Source organism: Dactylosporangium thailandense, from assembly GCF_059739745.1.
On record NZ_AP029195.1, the window covers coordinates 4,717,804 to 4,741,708 of the forward strand.

20 protein-coding genes and 3 pseudogenes are annotated in these 23,905 nt (G+C 70.2%); 9 read left to right on the top strand and 14 right to left on the bottom strand.

From position 1 onward, the window contains the following. Positions 1-5 precede the first annotated feature (5 nt). Genes AC6JBM_RS20375 through AC6JBM_RS20385 form a run of 3 tightly spaced genes read right to left on the bottom strand, consistent with a single transcriptional unit; the run spans position 6 to position 3,534 of the window. Positions 6-1,628 carry an amidohydrolase gene (locus AC6JBM_RS20375; protein WP_497985167.1) on the bottom strand — a complete coding sequence of 541 codons (1,623 nt, stop codon included), beginning with the start codon at positions 1,626-1,628 and terminating at the stop codon, positions 6-8. A 4-nt stretch (positions 1,629-1,632) separates the two neighbouring features. Further along, positions 1,633-2,043: a RidA family protein gene (locus tag AC6JBM_RS20380; protein ID WP_497985168.1), complete on the bottom strand. Its 411-nt coding sequence runs from the start codon at positions 2,041-2,043 to the stop codon at positions 1,633-1,635. A 54-nt stretch (positions 2,044-2,097) separates the two neighbouring features. Then, positions 2,098-3,534, bottom strand: coding sequence for an aldehyde dehydrogenase (locus AC6JBM_RS20385; protein WP_497985169.1), 1,437 nt, complete (start codon positions 3,532-3,534; stop codon positions 2,098-2,100). A 191-nt stretch (positions 3,535-3,725) separates the two neighbouring features. Here AC6JBM_RS20385 and AC6JBM_RS20390 point away from each other — a divergent pair, with 191 nt between their 5' ends. Together AC6JBM_RS20390 and AC6JBM_RS20395 are read left to right on the top strand one after the other, a co-directional pair. After that, positions 3,726-4,358 (top strand): hypothetical protein, encoded by a 633-nt coding sequence (locus tag AC6JBM_RS20390; RefSeq protein WP_497985170.1) that lies wholly within the window; start codon positions 3,726-3,728, stop codon positions 4,356-4,358. Beyond that, the gene (locus AC6JBM_RS20395; protein ID WP_497985171.1) at positions 4,355-5,140 is read left to right on the top strand and encodes a 2-keto-4-pentenoate hydratase; all 786 of its coding nucleotides are present in this window, start codon (positions 4,355-4,357) and stop codon (positions 5,138-5,140) included. Before AC6JBM_RS20390 ends, AC6JBM_RS20395 begins: the two co-directional genes overlap by 4 nt. 31 nt (positions 5,141-5,171) lie before the next feature. Here the strand turns inward: AC6JBM_RS20395 and AC6JBM_RS20400 are convergent, their stop codons facing one another. After that, positions 5,172-5,987, bottom strand: coding sequence for an enoyl-CoA hydratase/isomerase family protein (locus AC6JBM_RS20400; protein ID WP_497985172.1), 816 nt, complete (start codon positions 5,985-5,987; stop codon positions 5,172-5,174). A 135-nt stretch (positions 5,988-6,122) separates the two neighbouring features. On the opposite strand from AC6JBM_RS20400, the gene AC6JBM_RS20405 reads away from it, so the two are divergent. After that, the gene (locus AC6JBM_RS20405) at positions 6,123-6,890 is read left to right on the top strand and encodes an SDR family NAD(P)-dependent oxidoreductase (RefSeq protein WP_497985173.1); all 768 of its coding nucleotides are present in this window, start codon (positions 6,123-6,125) and stop codon (positions 6,888-6,890) included. 7 nt (positions 6,891-6,897) lie between these two features. Here the strand turns inward: AC6JBM_RS20405 and AC6JBM_RS20410 are convergent, their stop codons facing one another. Next, positions 6,898-7,101, bottom strand: a complete 204-nt coding sequence (locus AC6JBM_RS20410; protein WP_350624418.1) for a tautomerase family protein — start codon at positions 7,099-7,101, stop codon at positions 6,898-6,900. A 694-nt stretch (positions 7,102-7,795) separates the two neighbouring features. Continuing rightward, positions 7,796-8,821: pseudogene (locus AC6JBM_RS20415) on the bottom strand (MFS transporter); the annotation flags it as partial. Positions 8,822-9,107: 286 nt separating this feature from the next. Between AC6JBM_RS20415 and AC6JBM_RS20420 the strand changes: the two are divergent. The 4 genes and pseudogenes from AC6JBM_RS20420 to AC6JBM_RS20435 form a co-directional block, all read left to right on the top strand. After that, a pseudogene (locus AC6JBM_RS20420) lies at positions 9,108-9,550 on the top strand (ISNCY family transposase); the annotation flags it as partial. 82 nt (positions 9,551-9,632) lie between these two features. Beyond that, the gene (locus tag AC6JBM_RS20425; protein WP_497985174.1) at positions 9,633-10,052 is read left to right on the top strand and encodes a hypothetical protein; all 420 of its coding nucleotides are present in this window, start codon (positions 9,633-9,635) and stop codon (positions 10,050-10,052) included. A 110-nt stretch (positions 10,053-10,162) separates the two neighbouring features. Next, positions 10,163-10,699, top strand: coding sequence for a GAF domain-containing protein (locus AC6JBM_RS20430; protein WP_497985175.1), 537 nt, complete (start codon positions 10,163-10,165; stop codon positions 10,697-10,699). A gap of 129 nt (positions 10,700-10,828) precedes the next feature. Beyond that, positions 10,829-12,319 (top strand): sensor histidine kinase, encoded by a 1,491-nt coding sequence (locus AC6JBM_RS20435; protein WP_497985176.1) that lies wholly within the window; start codon positions 10,829-10,831, stop codon positions 12,317-12,319. Positions 12,320-12,603: 284 nt separating this feature from the next. Here AC6JBM_RS20435 and AC6JBM_RS20440 read toward each other — a convergent pair whose 3' ends face one another. Both AC6JBM_RS20440 and AC6JBM_RS20445 read right to left on the bottom strand, forming a co-directional pair. After that, positions 12,604-13,257: a response regulator gene (locus AC6JBM_RS20440; RefSeq protein ID WP_497985177.1), complete on the bottom strand. Its 654-nt coding sequence runs from the start codon at positions 13,255-13,257 to the stop codon at positions 12,604-12,606. Next, entirely contained in the window at positions 13,254-15,446 is a 2,193-nt protein-coding gene (locus AC6JBM_RS20445; protein WP_497985178.1) for a sensor histidine kinase, read from the bottom strand. Before AC6JBM_RS20445 ends, AC6JBM_RS20440 begins: the two co-directional genes overlap by 4 nt. Before the next feature lie 124 nt (positions 15,447-15,570). On the opposite strand from AC6JBM_RS20445, the gene AC6JBM_RS20450 reads away from it, so the two are divergent. Further along, positions 15,571-16,851 (top strand): alpha/beta fold hydrolase, encoded by a 1,281-nt coding sequence (locus AC6JBM_RS20450; protein ID WP_497985179.1) that lies wholly within the window; start codon positions 15,571-15,573, stop codon positions 16,849-16,851. Between the two features lie 729 nt (positions 16,852-17,580). Here AC6JBM_RS20450 and AC6JBM_RS20455 read toward each other — a convergent pair. The 3 genes from AC6JBM_RS20455 to AC6JBM_RS20465 all read right to left on the bottom strand — a co-directional run bounded on the left by AC6JBM_RS20455 (position 17,581) and on the right by AC6JBM_RS20465 (position 20,792). Next, a complete protein-coding gene (locus AC6JBM_RS20455; RefSeq protein ID WP_497985180.1) occupies positions 17,581-17,712 on the bottom strand; it encodes a hypothetical protein in 132 nt (43 codons plus the stop codon). Next, positions 17,709-19,364 carry a SulP family inorganic anion transporter gene (locus tag AC6JBM_RS20460; RefSeq protein ID WP_497986499.1) on the bottom strand — a complete coding sequence of 552 codons (1,656 nt, stop codon included), beginning with the start codon at positions 19,362-19,364 and terminating at the stop codon, positions 17,709-17,711. Before AC6JBM_RS20460 ends, AC6JBM_RS20455 begins: the two co-directional genes overlap by 4 nt. A 1,077-nt stretch (positions 19,365-20,441) precedes the next feature. Then, positions 20,442-20,792, bottom strand: coding sequence for an ArsR/SmtB family transcription factor (locus AC6JBM_RS20465; RefSeq protein WP_350625830.1), 351 nt, complete (start codon positions 20,790-20,792; stop codon positions 20,442-20,444). Positions 20,793-21,294: 502 nt separating this feature from the next. Between AC6JBM_RS20465 and AC6JBM_RS20470 the strand changes: the two genes are divergently transcribed. Then, positions 21,295-21,666, top strand: coding sequence for a hypothetical protein (locus AC6JBM_RS20470; RefSeq protein ID WP_350625832.1), 372 nt, complete (start codon positions 21,295-21,297; stop codon positions 21,664-21,666). Positions 21,667-21,976: 310 nt separating this feature from the next. Here the strand turns inward: AC6JBM_RS20470 and AC6JBM_RS20475 are convergent. The 3 genes and pseudogenes from AC6JBM_RS20475 to AC6JBM_RS20485 form a co-directional block, all read right to left on the bottom strand. Continuing rightward, positions 21,977-22,099: pseudogene (locus tag AC6JBM_RS20475) on the bottom strand (zinc finger domain-containing protein); the annotation flags it as partial. Between the two features lie 168 nt (positions 22,100-22,267). Further along, the gene (locus AC6JBM_RS20480; RefSeq protein WP_497985181.1) at positions 22,268-23,302 is read right to left on the bottom strand and encodes an aldo/keto reductase; all 1,035 of its coding nucleotides are present in this window, start codon (positions 23,300-23,302) and stop codon (positions 22,268-22,270) included. Between the two features lie 76 nt (positions 23,303-23,378). Further along, complete coding sequence (locus AC6JBM_RS20485; RefSeq protein WP_350623514.1) at positions 23,379-23,840, bottom strand: VOC family protein; 462 nt, start codon at positions 23,838-23,840, stop codon at positions 23,379-23,381. Positions 23,841-23,905: the final 65 nt, after the last annotated feature.

The window sequence follows — 23,905 nt, forward strand, 5'->3', positions numbered from 1 at the left end:
GTGGTCTAGCTGAGCTCGTGGCCGACGTCGAAGACGACCCGGCCACCGGCGATCGTGACCAGCGGCCGGGTCTCGAGCAGGGCCGCGTCGTCGGCCGTCAGCGGGTCGGTGTCGAGCACGACGAGGTCGGCGAGGCGTCCCGGCGTGATCGCCCCTTTGCGTCCCTGCTCCCCGGTGTGCGCCGCACCCGACACGGTGTACAGGCGCAGCGCCTCGGATCGGCTGACCGCCTGTTCCCCGCCGGTCGATCCGCCATGGAGATCCCGGCGGGTGGTCATGGCGTACAGGTTCTGGAACGGGTTCAGGCCGTTGATCGGGTAATCCGTTCCGACCGCGACGCCATCCATGCCGAGCGCATCGACCAGGGTGCGCAACGGTACCGCGCGCTCGGCGCGCTGCCGGCCGAGGTGCCCGGCGATGACGCCGGAGTTCTTCCACAGAAACGGTGTCTGGGCCGCCACCATCACCCCGAGCGCGGCTGCCCGCTTCGCCTGATCGGGCTGGATCAGGCTGGCGTGGATCAGGACGGCCGGCTGGGCGGCGGCCGGGATCCGCTCGAACGCATCGAGCGCCAGGTCGATGGCGGCGTCACCGACGGCGTGGACGCCGACCGGCCAGTCATGCCGGTGCGCGATGCGGACCAGGTCGGTGAACCGCCGCGGATCCGCGATCAGCTCGCCGCGGTAGTCCGGCCGGCCGTCGTAGGCCTCGCGCGTGGCGGCCGTCCCGAGGGTCATGCCACCGTCGAGTTGCAGCTTGACCCCGCGCTCGACCAGCCAGTCCGACGCCGAGGCGCGCTTGCGCCCGTGCAACAGGGCAGACCACTCGTCGAGGTCGACCGACGGGTTCAGCTCGCCGGTCGGCATCAGCATGGCCGCGACGCGCACCGACGACCGGCCGTGTCGGGCCAGCTCCGCCAACAGGTCGACGTCGCGTGGCGTCATCGCGCCGCCGACCACCGACGTGATGCCCCAGGAGTTGAGCACGGCCATGGCGTCGAGAAGCTGGCGCGACCGCTGCTCGTCCGTCCAGGGCGGCACGACCCGCGCCACAAGCGCCACGCCGTCCTCGATCAGCAGGCCACTGGGGTGTCCCGACGGCTCCCGCGCGACGATGTCCTCGCCGTGCCGGCTGTGCTCGTCGAGCCCGGCGCGCGCCAGTGCCGCGGTGCTCACGGCGGCGCTGTGTCCCATCGGCAGGAAGACCGGCCGGCCCGAGGCGGCGACATCGAGCTCCTGCCGGGTCGGCGCGCGCCGCTCGGCGAGCTGCAGTACCGGGTTCCAGATCTGGCCGCGGACCCAGGCGCCGGGCCCGAGCGCGCTCGCCTTGGCCGCGATGCGGCGCAGCGCCTCGGCCATCGTCGTGACACCGTCGAAGGGGACGGTGTCACGGTCCGTCCCGGCGTCCTCGAAGTGGCAGTGCGAGTCGATGAGGCCGGGGATCACCGTCCGGCCGGCGAGGTCGACGATCCGGGTGGCCGGGCCGGCGAGCGCGGCGAGGTCGTCGCTCGACCCGACCGCCCGGATCGTGGCACCGCTGACCGCCACGGCCTGCGCGACCGTGCCGGCCCGGTCGAGCGTGACCACGCGGCCGCCGGTCAGCAGCAGGTCAGCCGGCTGGTTGCTCACGCCGTCACCGTTCCACCGCAGCGATGCACTCAACCTCGACCAGGACACCGGCGCGGTGCGGGCTGGCGATCACCGTCGTACGGGCGGGAAAGTGCGGATTGTCCGCGAAGAACCGCCGGTAGGCGGCGTTGAACGACTCGAAGTGCTCGACGTGGCGCAGGTAGCAGGTGCATTTCAGGATGCTCGCCCTGGTCCCGCCGGCGGCCTCGACGACCGCCACCAGGTTGGTCAGCGTCTGCGCGACCTGCTCCGCGAAGTCGTCGGAGACGATCGTTCGGGTCTCGGGGTCCAGCGGTCCGGTGCCGGAGCAGTAGATGGTGTCGCCGTGCACCACCGCCTGCGACAGTGGCGCCGCGGTCGTCGCCGAGAAGCCCACGGTCGGCGCCTTGCGGGTCTGCACCGCACGGATGGTCATATCGTCTCCTGATCCGTTCCTGGCTGGCTGGAACTGCTCGAACGTAATCTTGGCTCAGGCGTCGGCGATCTCCATGACGACCGCCTTCGGCTCGGTGAAGAAGTCGCGGCTGAAGACGCCGCCCTCCCGGCCGACACCGGAGTTCTTCGCGCCGCCGAACGGTGCCCGCAGGTCGCGCACGAAGAAGCAGTTGGTCCACACCGTTCCGACCCGCAGGGCCCGGGAGACCCGGTGGGCCCGGGACAGGTCCCGCGTGAACAGCATCGCGTTCAGGCCGTACGGCGTGTCGTTGGCGGCGGCGACCGCCTCCTGCTCGTCGTCGAAGGGCAGGACGACGACCACCGGCCCGAACACCTCCTCCTGGGTGATGCGGGCGCGCTGGCCGGCGCCGACCACGATCGTCGGGCGGATCGTCCAGCCGTCACCGACGCCGCCGGTGTGCACCTGGGCTCCGTCGGCGGCGGCGATGTCGAGGTAGCCGGCGACCTTCCGGAAATGCTCTTCCGACGACAACGGGCCGAGCTCGGTCGAGCGCTCCTTGGGGTTGCCGATCACCAGGCGTTGCGCTGCTTCGGTGAAGCGCCGCAGGAAGGTGTCCAGCACGCCACGCTGCACGTAGAGCCGGCTACCGGCGAGGCACACCTGGCCGCTGTTGCTGAAGATCGCTCTGATCGACCAGTGCACCGCACGGTCGATATCGCAGTCGTCGAACACGATGTTCGCACCCTTGCCGCCGAGCTCCAGGCTGACCGGAGTCAGGTTCTCGGCGGCGGCACGGGAGATGGCGCGCCCGGTAGTAGTCTCGCCGGTGAACGTGATCCGGTCGACCTGGGGCGACTCGGTGAGGGCCTGACCGACCGACCCCGGACCGTAGCCGTGGACGACATTGAGCACGCCCGGCGGCAGCCCGGCGGCGAGGGCCAGCCGGGCCAGCAGGGTCGCTGAGGCCGGCGACTGCTCGGCCGGCTTGAGCACCACGGTGTTGCCCCACGCGAGCGCCGGCGCGACCTTCCACGTCGCCATCATGAGTGGAAAATTCCACGGCACGATCGCCGCCACGACACCGGCCGGGTCGTACTGCGTGTAGGCATGATGACCGGTGGCCATCGGAAAGCTCTCAGCGGCCGTCACCGTCGAGTGGTCCGCGAAGAATCTGAGGTTCTGCGCGGCACGCGGAACGTCATGGCCGAGCGTCTCCCTGATCGGCTTGCCCATGTCCGTCGTATCGGCCGTGGCAAGCTCGACCGCGTTCGCCTCGACCAGATCGGCGAGCCGATGCAGGATCCGCCCGCGCTCGGCGAGGCTCAGCCGAGGCCACGGCCCGTTGTCGAACGCCGCACGCGCCGCGGCGACCGCACGGTCCGCGTCCGCCGGGGAGCCGAGCGCCACTGTGGCCCATCCGGTCCGCTCCCACGGATCGACCGACTCGAATGTCGCGCCGTCCCGCGACTCGACCTCCTCGCCGCCGATGACATGGCCAAACGACTCCATGGTCGCGTCCCCTCCGTTGACAGCTCGCCTCGTTGAATGACGCAACCTTCGGCGACCCGTCGGCGCCGCAGCAACCGCCGGCTTCCATTGACCGGAAACGGGCAGAGGTTCCCGGTCAGTGGAAGCCAGGCGTAGCCGAGCGGCGGAGCAGGACCGCAGCATGCGACCATGCGTCGCTCAGGAAGCCAACAATGAACGAAGCCCTCGATCAGGTGCCGGTCCGCTCCACGGCGGGCTATCTCCTCGACGGTAGAACCGTGCCGAGCCGCCTCGCCGGGTCCGCGTTCAACCCGGAATGGTCCCAGGTGAGTGTCGACGGGTACGGCACGCCGACAGTCGCGCCGTACCTCGCCCTGGTGCTGGGTCGGCGTCTGGCCGGTCCGGACACCCACGTCGCCGACGTCGCCGCCGCGGTCGCCTTCGGGCTGCCTGCGCTCGTGGTGCTCGACGTCCGGCCCGCCACGGCCGGCTCGGCCGCGGGCGGCGGCCCCGCGGCGGTTCTCGGTTCGCGCCTGGTGCCGCTGCGCTCCTGGGACACCCGGCTGGAAGGCGCCGTGATGTATCTGGGCGGGCGTCTCACCGGCACGGGCGTGGCGGCGGCCGTCGGCCCACCGCTGGCACTGGTCGCCCAGCTCGCCCGCGAGCTCAGCCGCGGGGGCGGTGCGCTCGAACCCGGCGTGGTCGCGCTGGTCGGTCCCCTGACGCCGCCTGCGCCCGTCGCCGGCCGTGCCACGGTGACCGCGTCGTTCACCACGCTGGGCAGTCTTACGACGACGTTGACCAGCCGGGTGGGTACCCGCAACAGAGCGGAAGGATCAGTATGACCGTCAGGTGGACCGTGCCCAGCGCGGCACAGGCCCTCATCGACGCCGAGAACCGGCGCGAGGAGCTCGACCGCTTCAGCAAGGTGTGGCCGGAGCTGGACGTCGAGATCGCCTATCAGATCCAGGACAAGACGCTGGCGATCCGTCAGATGCGTGGCGAGCACATCTGCGGCATCAAGCTGGGTCTCACCTCGAAGGCCAAGCAGGAACGGATGGGCGTGCGTTCACCCCTCACCGCCTGGCTCACCGATGCCATGGCGCTGCCGCAGGACACCCCGGTCGTCCTCGGCGACATGATCCACCCCAGGGTCGAGCCGGAGATCGTCTTCATCCTGGACTCGGCGGTCGAAGCGCCGGGCGCCACGGCCGCGACCGCGCTCGCGGCGGTCCGCTCGGTCCACGCCGGCATCGAGGTGATCGACAGCCGCTTCCGGAACTTCGACTTCCGCCTCGGCGACGTCGTGGCGGACAACGCGTCGTCCGGAAGGCTCGTCACCGGCGCGCTCGGCATCCCGCCGTCGGCGCTCGACCTCGCCGTAGAGCCGTGCGTCCTGCACGTCAACGGAGAGATCGTGCATACCGCCACCGGCGCCGCCGTACAGGGCCACCCGGCCGAGGCGCTCGCGTTCGCCGCCAACGCCTTGGCCGAGCGTGGCATCGCGCTGCAGCCGGGCTGGCTGGTCTACACCGGTGGTCTCACCGACGCCGTCGAGTTGCACACCGGCGACCACGTGGTGGCCGAGTTCGGCCGGCTGGGATCGGTCACCCTCACCGCCGCCTGACCGGATCGCCTGGGTCGCCTGATTCGCCTGGTCACCGGCGGCGGATCTGCTCGGACCAGGCGCGCCACCGGCGGTCGAAATCCTCGTGACGGAGGGCGAGGATCTGCTCGTCGATCTCGAGTTCGATGGCCTCGTCCAGGCTGCGGCCCCGGGCCGCGCGGATGAGCCGCTTGGTCGCCCTGCAAACCTGCGGCGGGGCGCCCGCGAGCAGCTCGCCCTTCGCGACCGCGGCGGCCACGGGGTCGTCGACGATCGAATCGAGCAGTCCGATGCGCAGCGCCTCCGCGGCGAGGATCGCCCGTCCGGTCAGGGCGATCTCGGCCGCGCGCCCGGCGCCCACCGCCTGCGCCAGCAACCACGAGACCCCGAAGTCGGGGACGAGCGCCATCTTGACGAAGGGGCTGGAGAAGCGGGCGGTTTCGCTGCCCAGCCGCACGTCACAGGCCAGGGCGAGGCCCATCCCGGCGCCCACCGCGGCACCCTCGATCGCGGCGATCGTCGGCTTGTCCGACGACGCGAGGACGCTCGTCGAGGAGAACTCACGCGCCATGCGCTGCCTGGCCTGCTGTGGTGACTCCCCGACCAGGTCGCCGATGACGTCGAGGTCGCCGCCCGCACAGAACGAGCCTCCCGCGCCGGTGAGCACGATCACCCGGACCTCGTCGTCGGCGTCCAGCCGGCGCAGTACGAGTGGCAGCCCGTCGAGCATCGCGCGGTCCAGGGCGTTGCGGCGCGCCGGCCGGTCCAGCTCGATCATCGCCACGCCCGCCGCCGGAACCGACACGCGCAGGCCTGCCACGCCGGGGTCGATGGACCGGTCCATGCTTTTTCCTCCCTCATCGGTCACGCCTCACCGTGCCACCGTCGTCCGGGGTACGACCATCGCTCGTTCTCGGACAATGGGAACCGGTCCTGTCCTCTTGGTCACCGCGGCCGCATGCTGCGTTGTGTGCACACCGCACTCGCAGCGATGGGAGCAACCATGAGCAGTCAGCAACTTGCGGGCAAGACGGCGATCGTGACCGGGGCCGCCTCGGGTATCGGCCGGGAGACCGCGTTGGTGTTCGCCGCCCGCGGCGCCGCGGTGCTCGCCGTCGACCTCGACGGTGCCGGGCTGGCGTCGTTGCGCGCCGAGGCGGGATCGCGCGACCTGGACATCCGCGTGTTCGCGCAGGACCTGACCGTCTCGGGTGCGGCGGAGCGGGTGTTCGCGCACTGCGCCGGCGAGCTCGGGACGCCCAGCGTGCTCGCCAACGTCGCCGGCAAGGCCGGTGACGCGTCGGCGACCGCGACCACCGACGACGACTTCGAGTTCTTCCTGCGGATGAACCTGACGACGACGTTCACGATGAGCCGGCAGGCGATGTCGGTGTTCGGCGATGCGGGCGGCTCGATCGTCAACACCTCCTCGACATTCGCCCTGGTCGGCGTGCGGGGCTCGGCGCCGTACTCGGCGGCGAAGGGTGCCGTGAGCAGTCTGACCCGGCAGATGGCGGCGGACGGCGGCCGGCACAACGTCAGGGTGAACGCGGTGGCGCCGGGCCTGATCGCCACACCGGTGACCCGAGGCAAGATCGCCGACGGTCTCTTCGACGATCTGGTGACGAGGTCGCGACCACTGCCACGCGTTGGTGTGCCCGCCGACGTGGCGCATGTGATCGCGTTCCTCGCCTCCGACGACGCCGCGTTCGTTACCGGCGTCACGATCCCGGTCTGCGGCGGCTGGAGCACCACGCGGTTCCGGGACTGAGCCCCGGTCACTGACCCGGGTTCGCCCTCCGCTCGGCGATGGTCGTACCGCCGGATCCCCACATCCGCGGGTCGACCTCGCGCACCAGGATGCGGACCGACTCGGGCGGGACCGCCAGCGTGTCCACGACCGCGTCGTGCAGTGCTTGGATGAGCTGCCGAAGCTGCGCGTCCGAACGGCCGCGCAGCAACGACACGTCGATGATCGGCACCGGACCCCCGTCAGTGCCGGGTTACCGGTACGTTGCCGGCCGGATCGGGCTCGTCCAGCTTGACCTCGCTGAGCGCGACACCCTTGGTCTCGGGCAGCGTGAACAGCAGGATCACCAGGCCGATGCCCATGGCGACCACCGGGTACCACAGCGCGGTGGTGAGACTGCCGGACTGCGAGCCGATCGCCACCATCGTCGCCGGCAGCAGGCCGCCGAAGACACCGACGCCGAGCTGGTACGGGACCGCCAGAGCGGTGGCGCGAATCCGGGTCGGGAACACCTCGGCCATCGCGACGGACGCGGGTCCCTGCGCCAACTGCGCACAGGCGACAAGGACCAGCAGCAGGAGGGACACCTTGACCACGGGCCAGCTGAAGTAGTCGAGCACGCTGCTGACCCTGATCGTGGTGGCCGAACCGTCGATCGGATAGCCGGCCGCGCCGATCGCCTTAACCAGGTCTTTCTCCAGCGTCGGGCCGCCCGCCACCTCGGTCTGGTCGACGAGCACGCTGGTCGGCCCGTCGACGTCGGCGCGGCTGAACTCCACCGAGTACGCCTGCAGCACCTTGCGGGCGCGGTCGCAGTCGCTGGTGAACTTCGTCGTGCCGGTCGGGTCGAACTGGAACGAGCAGTCCTGCGGGTTGGCGTGGATCACGACCGTGACGTTGCTCCGGGCATGCTCGAGCGCCGGGTTGGTGGCACCGGTGATCGCGCTGGTGATGGGGAACACCGTCAGCGCGGCCAAGCCGAGCCCCGCGAACAGGACGGGGCGGCGGCCGACCCGGTCAGACAGCCAGCTGGCAAACACGCAGAGGAAGAAGCCGAACAGCATGGCGCCCATGAAGATGCAGTTCACCGTGAACGAGTCAACCTTCAGGTTGACCTTCATCGTGGTGAGCAGGTACACCGTCGAGAGGTAGCCGATAAATGACTGGGCCGACGCCATCACGAACACGATCGCGACCATCCGGACCCGTTGCCATGAGCCGAAGGCCTCGCGCAGGGGTGCTTTGGAGCGCGTGCCGTCCGCCTTCATCTGCAGGAACAACGGGCTCTCGTCCAACTTCGAGCGGATCCACACCGACAGCGCCAGCGGGACGACGGAGATGAGGAACGGCACCCGCCAGCCCCATTCGCTGTACGCCGCGGAGCCGACGATCGCCTCGACGCCGATCTGCACCGCGAGTGACAAGCTCAAGGCCAGCGCGGTCGTCCCGGTCAGCCAGCCGACGAAGAACCCACGCTGGTTCCTCGGCGCGTACTCCGATACGTAGGTGACAGCCGCGCCGAACTCGCCACTGACGGCGAGGCCCTGCAGGATCCGGCACGTCAGCAGCAGGATCGGCGCGAGGACGCCGATCTGCTCCGACGTGGGCAGCAGGCCGACCACCAGCGTCGACACTCCCATCAGTACGAGCGTGATCATGAAGACGACCTTGCGGCCGATGAGGTCGGTGAGCCGGGCGAAGATGAGCGCGCCAACAGGTCGGAAGACAAACCCGACGGCGAACGTCAGCAGCGCGAACACGGTCTGCGCCGCGGTGCCGTACTGCCCGAAGAACTTCGCACCGATGATCGGTACGAGTGCCCCGTACAAGAAGAAGTCGTACCACTCGAAGGCCGTGCCGACGGCCGAGGCGCCGAGAATCTTGAGTTCTTGTCGCTTCACGTTGGGCTCTCCGCTTCTGCAGGACCGCGCCCCCCAAAGCCGGTCGATCATGCGTCTCGAGCGGGGCCCGTCCGAGATGCCTGTGGCAGACGGTAGGCCCGGCTGTGAGGGAAGCCACGCAACGGTTCCCGCTCGGTGGAAACGGCAGGGCAGGCCGTGCCAGCAGGACCAATTGGACTCTGGCGCAAAGACGGCGGTTGGTCGGGAGGATCGAAGATCGCTGATTGCGATGCGACAGGGTGTCGCGGCCGGGCGGGCCGGGGCTGCAGTGATGTCCCGTTCGGGGTTTGGGTGCCGCGTTCGACGTTGCTGCGGCAGGTGATGGCGTTGCCGAACCCGTGGCCGGCTGCGCCGGGCCGTCAACAAACTCGACACGCTCCTCGCCCGGGCCGCCCAGGTGACCGCCCAGACCCGCACCCGCCTCGACGGCGGAAAACCGGACTAGGCCACCCGCCTCGTCAGCCTCCACGATCCGCAGGCCAGACTGATCCGCAAACGCCGCATCGACCGGCCCGTCGAGTTCGGCTACAAAGCCCAGGTCCTCGACAACACCGACGGCATCGTCCTGGACCACACCGTCGAACTCGGCAACCGCCCGACGCCCCGCAACTGCAACCAGCAATCCGCCGCATCCACCACCGCACCGGCCGAGTCCCCCGCGCCGTCGCCGCCGACCGCGGCTACGGCGAAACCACCGTCGAAACCCAGTTACACGACCTGGACGTCCGCACCGCCACGATTCCCCGCAAGGCACCACCGGCGCCACCCGCCGCCAGCTGATCCCCACACCACTCCCCCGCCGACGGCCTGAGCCAGCGCCGCGCACCGCGAACCTGAACTGGCGCTCCCGACACTGGACATCGTGCGGCTGGATCGATCCGGCCGGGTGTCCGCCCGATCGCTGCTCGACCAGCTCGGATGGCGCCCCGGGCACCGTGTGCGAGTCGACGTCGTCGACGGGGCAGTCCTGAACCGGCCGGTGGCTAACGGCCGGCTGCACAAGTACCAGGTCGTGCAGGCCGGCGAGGTCGTGGCCAACGTCCAGGGGCCGAGGAACAGGAGCACCAACCTCGCCGCAACCGGCGACGTGAACGTGCTCGGCTGGCCCGGCCTGACCTACCGGATCGAGACGCCGACAGCAGTACCGGGCCGCCTCGCCGCGGGCGCCGGTGTGGGCACGCTCAAGCTCACCGCCTCGGACACGACCGTGACCGGCGCCCTGCACGCCACCAACAAGCTCACCCCACCCAGCCGATGGGAGCGAAATGCCTACCGAAAGTAAGGAACCCGCTGCGGAGGATACGGCGACAATCACCCGCAAGGATGAGAACACTTGCGCGAAGCCGGGAATGTACTGGGAGGGGTCAACGAACGTGATGGGAAGGACCATCGATGATGGATGCCTCCGAGCAGTTGAAGATCGCGGTGGCTGACCTGGCCTTGGTGCAGGACGTGGAGCAGGCTCAACAGATCATCCGCACCACCGCCAGGCGTTTGGTCAACGCGCACGGGTCCACCGTCGTACTGCTGGATCACGGCTACTGCTTCTACGCCGACGAAGACGCGGTCAGCCCGCTGTGGAAGGGCCAGCGGTTTCCGGTGCGGCAGTGCATCAGCGGGTGGTCGATCCTCAATCGTCAGCCGGCCATCGTGCCGGACATCCAGGTCGACAAACGGGTGCCGCAGGAGGCGTACCGACCGACGTTCGTGAAGAGTCTCGTCATCGTCCCGATGCGCGTCGAGGACCCCCTCGGGGCGATCGGCGCCTACTGGATCCAGCCACACCACGTCACCGACGAGGAACTGACCCGGCTTCAGTCCTTGGCTGAGGCGGCCGGTGCGGCATTGACGCGCCTCATCGCGTTGGAAGACACCGGGCGGGGGGCGAGCAGGCTGGTGGGCTCGAGGGCGACCGCCGCATCCGTGTAGGTGCATCCGCTCGCAATCGTGGGGCGCCTTTTCAGTCAGAGCGCTGCCGCGCGGTAGGATGCACCTTGCAGGAAGGTGCGTCAGCACGGCCAGCGATCGTGTTGACGGCGAGGTGAAAGACGGTCGCCGGTGTTCGTAAACCTGGTTCCGTTGCTACTGAGGCCCAAGCCGCCACCGCCCTGGCTCGGGCTCGTCGTCGCCCTTACGTTCATCGCGGCGGAGACCCTCGTGCTGTTTCCTCTCAGGGGAGACACGCAGACGGTCGCCTCGAGCCTGGTCTATCTCTTCGGCATCCTGGCCGTCTCGATGGTGTGGAAGCGCTGGCTCAGCGTCTCGACGGCGGTGACCAGCGCCCTTGCCCTCAACTATTTTCACGTCCCGCCCTTCTGGACGTTCGAGTTCACCGCGCGCCGGGATCTGCCGACCGTCGTGGTCTTCATCGCGGCTGCGCTGGCGATGAACCGGCTTGCCGACCTGGCCCGGGCGAGCCGCAAAGAGTCCACGATGCTCACGAAGGAACAAGAAGAACACGTGGCGTGGCGGCGCGTGGCCACGCTGGTCGTCCGTGGGGCCTCACTCACCGATGTGTTCGACGCGACGGCGGAAGAGCTCTGCCGGACCCTCGGCCGAGTCCGCACGGCGCTGATGCGCTACGAGCCGAACCGCACCGCCACCCGACTCGCGGGGTTCGACGAGCTGCACGGCCCGAGGTCCATCCCGCTCGAAGGCGACAACGTCGTCGGGACGGTACTGCGCACCCGGCGTCCGGCCCGGATCAGCAGCTACGACGGTGCCGCGGGCCCGGCCGCGGCGGCCGCGCGCGGGCTCGGCATACGCTCAGCGGTCGGCGTTCCCGTCATGGTGCAAGGCCGTCTCTGGGGAGTGCTCGCCGCGGTGTCGTTCACGGCCGACGCCATGCCGCCCGACACCGAAGCACGCCTGGCCGACTTCAGCGACCTCATCGCGACCGCGGTCGCCAACATCGAGAGTCGCGCGCAGCTCGCCGCCTCTCGCGCCCGCATCGTCACCGCCGCTGACAACGCTCGACGACAGTTCGAACGAGAGCTGCACGACTGCGTACTGCAGCGTGTCGTCTCGCTCGGGCTCGAAACGAGCATGACCGAGGCGTCGATGCCGCCCGAGCTGAACAGGTACAAAGAACAGCTGGCACATATTGCGCAGGGCCTGAACTGCGTGTTCACGAGCCTGCAGGCCGTCACGCAGGGGATCCATCCGGCGATCACGGGCAAGGGCGGCCTCGGCGCCTCGATCAGGTCTCTCGCCCGCCGCAGCGCGATTCCGGTGGAACTGAACCTGAAGATCGGCCGGCCGCTGCCCGAACATGCCGAGGTGGCCGCGTACCACATCGTGTCCGAAGCGCTCGCCAACGCCGCCACGCACGCCCGGGCGACCGTAGTCCAGGTCAACGCCGAGGCGGAGCATGCGGTGTTCCGGCTCTCGATACACGATGACGGGATCGGCGGAGCCAGCCTCGGCAAGGGGTCCGGACTGATCGGTCTGCAGGACCGCATCGAGGCCCTCGGCGGCCACATGGAAGTCTTGAGCCCGGCCAGCCACGGCACAGCTGTACTGGTCAAGATTCCAATCGACGAGGCGTGACCGCCGTGTCGGCCGCAGCGATAAGCTGAAGTGCCACCTTGCTCTGAGGTGGATGGGCGGTCGCTGATGCGGGTCCGCCTGATGGCCTTGATCCTGAACCCGAAGCCGCCACCGTTCGCCGTCGGGTTGGCGGTCGCTGCACAGGCCATGTTCCTCACCGGTCACGATCGCCGGAGCCGGTCTGGGCGGCCTGGTGCTGGCCCGCGCGGCGGCAGCCTGCGCCAAGCAAGCGCTTGGCCCAGGCTGCCGCCGCGCGCCAGGCGACCCTCCTCTCCCCCGGTCCGCTACCGGATCCCGGGACGGATCAGCCCGGCCTCGTAGGCTGCGATGGTGGCCTGAACCCGGTCGCGCACGCCGAGCTTGCTGAGGATGACGGCAACGTGGTCCTTGACCGTCGACGTGCTGATCCCGAGCGCCGCCGCGATTTCGGCGTTCGAGAGCCCGCGGGCCACCTGATGCAGCACCTGCGTCTCGCGTGCGGTCAGCCCGCGCAGGCGCTCGGCGTCGGCCGGGCCGGGGCCGGTCGCGAAGCGGTCGATGAGCCGACGCGTGACACCGGGGTCGAGGATGGCCTCGCCCGCGGCGACGACCCGGACCGCTTCCACGACCGTAGCCGCCTCCGCATCCTTGAGCAGGAACCCGGCGGCACCGGCGCGCAGGGCCGCGAACACGTACTCATCCAGCCCGAACGTCGTCAGCATGACGATCCTGGTCGCCGGCTGTCGTCGGCCGATCAGCTCGGCGGCCGCGAGACCGTCGGTGCCGGGCATCCGCACGTCGAGGATGGCCACGTCGGGGGCGGTGGACGCGGCGATCGCGGCAGCAGCCTCGCCGTCGGCGGCCTGCCCGACGACGGTCATGTCGGGCTCGGCGTCGAGGATCGCGGCGATGCCGGCCCGCACCACCGCCTGGTCGTCGGCAACGATCACGCGGATCATCGCAGCGCCTCCGGCAACCAGACGCGGACCGTCGTGCGGTCGGTGTCGAGCGTCACGGAACCGCCGGCGGCGTCCACCAGGTGCCGCAGCGGCCGCATCAGGTCACGGCCCGGGGGCGGACGGCGGCGAACCTCCATGCCGAGGCCGTTGTTGGCGTACGTCACGACGACCGTCGCACCGTCAATGATGAGCGCCTCGCCGGCACGGTGCGCGACCACCTCCAGCGGCGCCGGCAGTGGGCGGGGCGCGCCAAGGTAGCGCAGCGAGGACCGGCGCCGCGCCGCCAGGTCGGCCAGAGCGGCCACCGCCGGTGGTGGATCAGGCGAGTCCTCCGGCAGCCCTTGAAGAAGCTTCCGGAGCGCATGCAGGCCGGCGCGGGCCTCTTCGGCGACCTCGTCCAGCCGACCGGCCTCGGCCGCGGCGACCGCCGACAGCGCGTGCCCACGTGCGCTGCGGCGCAGCCCATCCCCGATGCGGAACCGCTCATGCCGCGCGGCGCTCTCCGCCCGGCGCAGCAGAGCGTCCCGTTCGCGCTGCTCGGCTGCGGCTTGCCGCGACCGACGCGCCGCCACAAACCTCCCCACCAGCCACGTGACCATCAACGGAGCCCCGAGGATGACCGCCAGCACGGCCGCGGCCGCGATGCGGTTCCCCGTGATGTCCGGACCGGCGCCCAGCGCTACGCCGCCGACGGCGGCCACCGCCAGCGGCGCACCGAGCGCGTAGCGGTTCGCGGGCCGATAGGCAGCCACTGCGTACACCAGCGCGAGCTCGACCCACCAGCACCACAGGAACGTCTCGGCCGGGTCCCGCCGGGTCCACCCCGCCGCGGTACACCCCAGCCAGGCGAGCAGGATCGCCAGCGCCGCGCTCAGCGCGGGGCCGGGCGCAAGCCGACGCCACGCCAGCGGCAGCGCGTGCAGGGTCAGCAGCGCGACCAGCAGCATCCCCGGCACGGGCGCGGCCAGCGGATCCGGGTCGTCCCTGCTCGGCAACAACACCGCACCCATCGACAGGCCGAGCGCGAGGACGACCAGCGCACGGTCCCGGATCACCCCGCCGGCCACGTGTAACGCCGGGGCGCCCGGTGCCGGGTCCGAGCGGGTCGGCAGCCGCGCATGGACCCGCCAGCCCGGTCCGGCCGGTCCAGCCTCCAGGCGCCCGCCGACCGCCTCGACGCGGGCGCGCAGCCCGGCGAGGCCTCGCCCGGCGCCGAGGTCACCGGCGGCCGAGGCGCCGCCGCCGTCGAGCACGTCGACGCTCACCCAGCCCTCGCTGGCCGCGATCCGGACCGTCGTCGCGGCGCCCTCGGCATACCGCATGATGTTGGTCAGCGCCTCGCGGACGATTCGGTACGCCAGGCCCGCGACGTCCGGCGGCAGGGCCGCCGCGGTGTGCTCGTACCGGACCGACGGGTGTCGGGCCACCAGCGCGTCGATTGCCGCGATGCCGGCCTCGTGGTCCGGCTCCGTTAGCACGACCAGGCGGTCCAGGTCCTCGACGGCCTGCCGCCCGGCGTGCACCGCGTGCTCGACCGCCTCCTTCCGCAGCGCCGGGTCTGCGAGACGCAGCGCCGCACCGGCAGACACGACGATCGCGGTCAGGCGGTGCGCGGCCACGTCGTGCAGTTCGGCGGCGAGTCGACGGCGTTCCAACGCCGCCGCGAACGGCCCGAGTGCGTCCGAAGCCGACCGGAAGGCCGCCGTCGCGTCCCGGTCGACGCGGATCCGCCGCCCCAGCCGTCCGACCGCCCACACCGCGCCGCCCACGGCGCCGAGCAACAGCGCGGCACCGGCGGTCGCCCGCAGCGAGGCACCGTGCAAGGCCGCCGCCACGGCCAGCCCGAGCACCGCGGCCGCGACGCCGACCGCCGAGACCACCGCGGTACGGTGCACCACGAGCCCGTACGACGTCAGCACCACCGCGACCGGGCCGGCGACCGCGACCGTGGCGAGGCCCTCGCTCAGCGCCGTGGCGAGCACGGCACACAGCAGCGCGAGCTCGGGCGCGCGGTGCCGGTACAGCAGCGCACCGAACGCGACCACGGCGACCGCACAGACCCCGGCGAGCGGGCGCGCGTCCAGGGCGACGCCGAACCACCACGGCCCCAGCGGCCACCACAGCACCTGCGCCAGAGCTACCGCCGCCGGCGCTCGCAGGTCGCGCCACGCCGGCGCCCACTGACCCATGCATCGAGCGTACGGGCCGGCTTTCGGCGGGGGCCGGCCCCCGCCGAAAGAGGGGGTGCCAGCCCCGGGCATCCCATCCGCGGGCACGACGAGAACGCCCGGCCGGCCGCTCAACATGATCTTCATGGTCCGTACCTTGCTTCGCCGTTGCGCCGGCGGCGTGCTGCTGTCCGTGGCCGTCGTCGCCGCCGCGACCGCGGGCGCCGCCGGCTTCTTCGCCACCGCCGCCGCTACCGCCTGGATCCCGCTGCTATGCGCGGCCGGGCTTGTCGCCCTGTCCGCCGTCGCCTACCTGCTGGCCCGGCCAGCGTTCGCGCTCCTCGGACGCCGGCGACAGCGGCGTGCGGCGACCCTGTTCGCGGCCGGCGTGGCCGTCGCCGTCGGCGGGCTCGCCACGGTGACCGTGTTCCGGCCCGGCCCGCACCCCGCTGCCCCGGCGCCGCCTGCCGGCGTGCGGTTCTGGAACCTGCCGACCGGGTCTCGCATCGCCTACGTCCACGCCGCCGCCACGGGTGCGCCCCGGCCCGCGCCGGTGATCTTCCTGCACGGCGGCCCCGGCACCCCTGGCGAAGGCATGCCCGCGGCCGGCACAACGCTCGCGGCCGACGGCTTCGAGGTGTACGCCTACGACCAGCTCGGCGCCGGCCGCTCCACCCGGCTCGACGACGTGACCGGATACACCGTTGCCCGGCAGGTCGCCGACCTCGACGCGATCCGCGTGACGCTCAGCGCCGACAGGCTCATACTGATCGGACAGTCGTGGGGCGGCTCGCTCGCCGCGCAATACCTCGCAGCGCACCCTCAGCACGTCGCGCGGGCCGTCTTCACCTCCCCCGGGCCCATCTGGCCGGGCGCCTACCCGGACGGCGGGGGCGGCGACCCGTGGGCCCGGCTCACCGCAGAACAGCGCAAGCGCCGCGACGACCTGTTCAGCTCACCGCGTGTCATCGCCGCGTCGATCCTGCAGACCGTCAACCCGAACGCGGCGCACGCCCTCGTCGGCGACGATGAGGCCGACGCGCTGCTGCACACCGTCGCGGTGCTGGGCAAGGACGCCGCCAACTGCCCAGGGGGGCCACCGGCGAAGGTCCACGACAACCACCAGGGGTACTACGTCAATCAGCTGACCGTCGAGGACTTCGCGCACGTGCCGGACCCCCGGCCGGCGTTGCGACAGCTGGAGGTGCCGGCCCTCATCATGCGCGGCGAATGCGACTTCGTGCCGTGGGCGCAGACATATGAGTACCGGCGCACCTTCCAGCAGGCGACGCTGGTGTACCTACCACACACCGGACACAACCTCGAAAGCGGTCAACCAGACGAGTACGTCGCGCTGCTGCGCGCATACCTGCGCGACGAGCCGCTCCCGCTGCCCGCATACACCTCCGCCGACCCACCCTCGTGAACCATACTGGGGCACACCGGGACTACCGCCGGCCGAGCGGGCGGTGCACCAACGCGGGCGGGAAGTTCGCCTACACCAGCGGCGTGCGCTCCAGCGTCTGCAACCGCGCCCCGAGCTCGGCGGCGAAGTCCCGCGGCAGCTCCGTCCGGACCCCTCCGGACGGAGCGGGCCGGTAGCAGCGCGCCGGCCGCCCCGGGCTCGTCGCCGACGACCGGCGTGCCGGTTGCGGATGCGTCGGCTGGCCGGATCCGCCCGACCTCCCGTGCGGTGGCAGCCCGACAGCGGAGCGCTTTCTCGCGTACATCAACGCTTCCGGACCTGGCGCGCCGCTCGTGCAGATGCTCAACGACGCATCACAGATCACGGCAGACGCGCTCGTCACCTCGTGCCAGGTCATCGTCCTCAACAGGGACGAAGGCGCTCGGCCACCCGGCCTGGCACCCCTCCACGTCGGCCAATTTCCGGGTAACCTTCAACGCCCACGCCCACGTCCATAGCCCGGCCGTGTCGGCCACCATCATCTGACTCGCGAAGCGTTCAGTCTGCCGCAGCCCTGGCCGAGCAGCTGACCGTCGGCGGGATCGCCCCTGACCAGCTCCGCAGCGTCGGTGGCGACACGGCTACGCCAACGCCGAGGTTGCGCAGCGCTATGTCGGGCTGAGGAGCGGGCCGGCTCAGGATGGGCCGTCTCGGGGACACGTGCGGGCGCGTTGGGCACACTGCGGTGCTCTACCGGGCCAGGTGCGACCCGCGTGCCACGGTGCGCGCGGGGCCCGGCGCAAGCCGACGCCACGCCAGCGGCAGCGCGTGCAGGGTCAGCAGCGCGACCAGCAGCATCCCCGGCACGGGCGCGGCCCTCATCGAGTGGAGGCCAGCCCGATGAGGTGCGTGCGGGCGTATTTGATCGCGGACGGCGTATCCGGGAAGATCAACCCTTCACGTCGCAGTTGCTCGGCGACGCCCAGCGTCGCAAGTACCTGGTCGTGGCCGGCCACGATACCTGACAGCAGCACGGTGGTCCCGCGCCGCTGCAGACGGGTAATGGCGTCACCCAGAACGCGGGCGCCGGTCGCGTCAATCGTGGACACCCGCGACATCCGCAGGATCACCACACGGACGTCGGCGACCTCGGACAGTTCGATCAGGAAGTGGTGGGCGGCTGCGAAGAAAAGCGGACCGTCGAGGCGGTACGCGACGATATGCTCCACCAGCAGTTGATGCTCTTCGGCGCTGTGATCACCAGCTTCCAAAGGAACCTGCTCCAGCCGGGCAGTACGTGCCACCGCCCGCAGCGCGAGCACAACCGACACACCGATGCCCACCAAGACGGCCGTGACCAGGTCAAAGACGACCGTCACTACCAAGGTGAGGGCGAGCACCACAGCGTCGCCGCGCGTCGATCGGGCCAAGGCGATCAGTGCGCTGGCCTCGACCATCCGCACGGTCGTAGCCAGCAACACACCGGCCAGGGCGGCAAGCGGAATCCGGGACACCAGCGGCGCTGCGGCCAAGACGATCGCGGCGAGCGCCACCGCGTGGGTGAGTGACGCCAGCTTCGACCGCGCCCCGGCACGGACGTTGACCGCCGTCCGGGCGATCGCGGCGGTCGCCGGGATACCGCCGAACACCGGGGCAGCCAGATTCGCCAATCCCTGGCCGAAGAGTTCCCGGTCTGGGTCATGCCGTTCACCAACGCTCATCCCGTCAGCCACTGTCGCCGACAGCAGGCTCTCCAGCGCGGCCAAGGCCGCGACAGCCAACGCGGACGGCAACAGCGTCCCGACAGCTGCGGGATCGAGAAACTTCAACGATGGCGCCGGCAATCCGGCCGGGAGGGTACCGATTCGCGTCAGCCGAATCGGTGCCCACTCAGCCAGCGCGGTTGCCGCCGCAACCGCCAGCAGCGAGAACGGCACCCCGGGACGCCACCGCGCGCCGAGCAACATCACCGCCGCAACACCAACGGCAACCGCGACGGAAGCAGCATGAGGGTGGTGGATGAACCGTGCCAGCGCGTCACCGGCGACCGCCCATACCTTCTCGCCATGCACGTCGGCGACACCCAAGGCCGCCGGCACCTGCTGCAGGGCAATCACAATCGCGATCCCCGCAGTGAAGCCTTCGATCACCGGCGTGGGCAGATATCGCACGTACCGACCGAGGCGCGCCACCGCCAACCCGAGCAGCACCAAACCCGCCATCACGCCAACCATCAACACACCAGCCGCGCCGAACTGCTGAATCACCGGCACCAGCACCACGGTCATCGCACCGGTCGGCCCGGACACTTGGAGGTTCGACCCCCCGAACACCGCGGCGACCGCACCAGCCACCACGGCAGTGACCAGCCCGGCCTGCGCACCGAGCCCAGACGTGACACCGAAAGCCAACGCCAAAGGCAGCGCCACCACAGCCACTGTCAGCCCAGCAACGAGATCGGCGCGCGGGCTACGTCGCACCGCTTCCCAATCCGACCGCTTCGGCAGTAGACCGGTCAACCGCGCAGTGGCCATCCGGAGCGTCTCAGCGCTCACCAGTCGAACCCGCCCGCCTGCACCTGAACCGGCAGCCCGCCGTGGCCGGCCGGCGCCAGGCGCAGCACCGACGGTTCAACCATGAACGGTTCGGCAGCACCGGGCCTGCTGTGCATTGACGGAACTGGCCCTCTATCTCGCAACGACACCGCCGACTCCGCTGTCCGCACCATAGCTACCGAGAACGCACGCGCCAGCATCGCCCACCCCGCCCTCCGCTTCGCGAGCAACGACTTTAGCAGTTGCTAATATTGTACATTCGTTAACTGCCTGCTTTGTGGTGCACTAGGACCGCCGCCATCGGCATCTCCTCGAAGCGACCACGGCATGGGCAGATCAGAACCTGAAGCTCTCCCGGCGTCTGGGCCGGCTCACAGTCCAATCGCAGTGGCTCTCAACGGCTGGCGGCCGCGGCCAGCGCGTCGACACCCTCGCCGACAGCCCCGACGCCAGGGCAGCTTCCCCGTCGCCGCGATGCATCTCGCCAGCTGCGGCGGACTACTGCTCGACCGCCGATGCGATCGAGCCTTGGAAGTCACTGATGCGCGTGATGACGCCGCTGATCTCGTGGAAGGCCGTGCTAGCGGTCGGAGTGCCGTTCTGCCTCGGTGGCCACGCCGGTGAAGCCCTTACCAGCTTCACCAGGCACCGGCGGGCAACGCCCTGCACCTCAACCGGCGCAACGGATCGGGCGCAATCGGACCTTGACGCCGAGCCGTTGGCAGATACCCGCGCGCCGATAAGGTCGCAGCCGTTTCGGCGGCAGCCCGCCGCGGCGACGGAGCAGGCATCAGACCCGCGGACAGGAAGCCATGTCTCGTAGGGGCGTGGCATCGACACGCCTCCTGCCGCAACGCGAAGTCATAGCCGCCGGAGGATGGCCAATCTCACCGACAATCGATTCACGCGCGATGCTGTGTCGCCGCGACGCGCCGAAATAACCGTGCGGTCGAGTTCTCGGTCCACTCGATACGGACGACACAGGCCCCCGGGGCTGATACGATGACCTGCGTCACCTTGATCGCCACAGGGCATACCGGGCGCTCCGTACCGCCACTACCTCGTCGAAGGCAGTGAGGCCGATGCGCGGAGATCTGCCAGCAGTCCAGCCTGGCCAGACAAAACGCCTGTCAGGATCTTCCGAGCCACAGCGAGCAGCTCAGCCACGTCAGGGCTGGTTAAGGCATAGAAAACCGTCGAGCCTTCCTTGCGAGACACGACGAGGTTGGCCCGACGCAACACGGCCAGTTGCTGCGACAGGTGCGCTGGCTCGATTCCGACTTCGGGCAGCATCTCCGATACTGCATGTTCCCGTTCACTGAGCAATTCCAGCACCCTGATGCGGGCAGGGTGAGCCAGCGTCTTGAAGAATTCGGCCTTCAGCTGATACAACGGCGGGCTTGCCACATTCACCCCTTCGCGGCGCTTGGACGCGGTCCGACCAACGGGCCTCCGTCAGCTTGTTCATGGGCAGCGGTACAACCCGATACGAAGTCTAGCAAGTCATCGTCAAGCCGCCCCACGACGAGAGCGCAGGTAGAGCGCCTCGCGTCGCCGCCGATGCAGCGCCCTGGAACCGTCGGATGGCGAGCCAGCACCAGCGACTCGCGCTTCGCGCACACCCGGCAACGTTCCGCAAGGCACGGGCCAGGCCCCCTTAGCGTACTTCGGAATGTTAGCAGTTGCGAATAGCGGCAAGTCGTGCTGATATACCAACAGATCCGACCCTTGCAGCCGACTAGCACCACCGTGTCCGGCAACCTAACCAAGCACACCGATAGAGGTCGCACACAGGGCCAAGGTGCCGCCGGCGGGCTTTAGCTCGTAGGTGACACTGGCCCACCGACCGTCAGCAAGCAAGGTCAACTAGCCCTGCCCAGGACAGCGCCACAGCGACTGGAGGCTCAGCATGCCCGACCTGGACGTCGCCCTCAAAGCGGCAATGCAGATTGAAGGCGCGATCGGTGCAGCCGTCGTCGATTGCACCAGCGGTATGGCACTCGGCACCGCCGGCGGAGGCAGAGACCTCGACCTCACCGTCGCGGCGGCCGGCAACTCCGACGTAGTCCGGACCACGCTCCGCGCTCAGGAAATGCTTGGCGAGCAGAGCATCATTGAAGACATCCTCATTACACTGGGCGAGCAGTACCACCTGATTCGGCCACTGGCCAGGCGTGCAGGCCGCGACCTGTTCGTGTATCTGGCCTTGAACAGGCGACGTGCGAATCTCGCCATGGCCCGCCACCAGCTGCGCGACATTGAACAGACCCTAGAGCTGTAGATGGCGTAGCGTCGCACGTCCGGCGCCGAGCCGTCTCCCGGGATTGCGCGTCTTCTCGGCGAAGATCTTGTCGCGGGGGATGCCGTGCGCGGCGAGTGCGTCCAGTTGCGACTGCAGCTCCTGGGTCAGGGTGCTGCGGCGGGCGTAGCCGATCCGGATGTCCGCGGCCGGGGTGTCGGCGGGCAGCGGCGCCGGCGGCGGGGTGCCCGGCCGCCACGGCTGTCCGGGACCGCGGTCGGCCGGGGGTCAGTACCCGCAGCGCCTTGCTCAGCCGGCGGACCTTGGTGAACCGCCCGGTGTGGTACGAGGTGGCCACCGCGCCGGATCGCGACCGGCACGGCGAGCCGGGCTGCGCTTGACAGCGCGGGCACGGGCGCCGCTCGACGTCATCGGCGTCACGGGTCTCGGGATCGTGGTCCTCTATACCAACCATGCCCGGAACGTTCGCGCAAACATTTCTCAGAACCTCGCAGCGACACTCTTGCGTGAGAACGGGTTGTGAGAATGAATCCGGTCCGGATCGGCGGCACCGGACCGGTCTCCGGATCTCTTCTCAGAATGGACCGTTTCTGCGAACACCCTCCTTGGCGGCGGCGAGCATTCAGGCGGCGGCGCGGTCGCCGGTGCGGCGGCGGCGCAGGTCGGTCTGGGCGAGTGCGGGCGGTGTGTAAGCGATGTCGAGGGTGCCCGGGTTCACCCCGGGCGCGACAACCTCGTCGATCCGGTCGAGGGTGGCATCGTCGAGGGTGGTGCCGGCGCCGGCGAGCAGGTCGTCGAGGTGCGCCATGGTGCGCGGGCCGATGATCGCCGAGGTGACCGCGGGGTGGCTAATGACGAAGGCCAGAGCCAGGTGGGTGAGCGACAAGCCGGCGTCTTCGGCGATCGGGACGAGTTGTTCGACGGCCGCGTGGTTGCGGGGGTCGGTCATATGCTTGGGCACCCAGTGCATGCGCCCGGCCGAGGGCTGTTCGCCACCGGCACGGAAGCGGCCGGTGAGTAGGCCCGACGCGAGAGGGCTCCAGGTCAGCACGCCCATCCCGTAGCGTTCGCAGACCGGGAGGACGTCGCGTTCGATGCCGCGATTGAGGATCGAGTATGTCGGTTGTTCGGTGCGAAACCGGGCCAGCCCGCGGCGTTCGGAGGTCCATTGGGCTTCGACGATTTCGGCGGCCGGCATGCTGGAGTGGCCGATCGCGCGGACCTTGCCGGCTCGCATCACGTCGGTGAGGGCGGCGAGGGTCTCCTCGATGTCGGTGCCGGGTTCGGGGTGATGGACCTGGTAGAGGTCGATGTGGTCGACGCCGAGGCGCCGCAGGGAGTTCTCGATCGCGGTGACGATCCAGCGCCGCGAGCTGCCGCGCCGGTTCGGGTCGGTGCCCATGGCGCCGTTGAACTTGGTGGCGAGCACGACGTCGTCGCGGCGGCCTTTCAGCGCTTTGCCGACGATGCGTTCGGTCTCGCCGTCGCCGCCGTACACGTCGGCGGTGTCGATGAAGTTGATGCCCGCGTCGAGGGCCCGGTGGATGATCCTGGCGCAGTCGTCGGGGTCGGGGTTGCCGAACGGGGCGAACATCATGGTGCCCAGGCAATAGGGGCTGACCTGGATGCCGGTGCGGCCGAGGGGGCGCATACGCATGTGCTGTTCCTTCGCGGGACGGGGGCGGTCCGGGGCGGCCTGGCTCGGCAGCCCCGGACCGGACGGGTGTGGTGGGTCAGCCGGCGTAGGCAACGGCGACGTCGAGGATCCAGGTGACGCCGAAGCGGTCGGTGAGCATCCCGAAGCCCGGCGCCCACTGCGAGGGGCCGAACTTCTCGATGATCTCGGCGCCGTCGGCGAGTTTGTCCCACAGCGCGCTGACCTCTTCGGCGGTCTCGCCGCGCACGGAGACGAAGAACCGCTCGCCGGTCAGGGTCATGCCGTGCTCGCGGGTGGTGGCCGCGGCCGGGACGGCGGCGGGGGCCTGGCTGGGCACGTCGTAGGCCATGATGCTGAACCCGTTGTCGGCGGTCACCTGACCGAAGACCACCTTGTCGGCGTCGGGCAGTTCCTTGGGCATGCCGAAGTCCCCGTAGGCGACGACGGTCAGGTGGCCGCCGAACACCGACTGGTAGAACTCCAGCGCTGCCCGGGCGTCGCCGCGGAAGTTCAGGTGCGTGGTGGTGATGATGGCCATGCGGGACTCCTTGGTGGTCGTACGTGGGCGCGATCGCGCCCGCGATGGGCTGGTTGAATCTCATG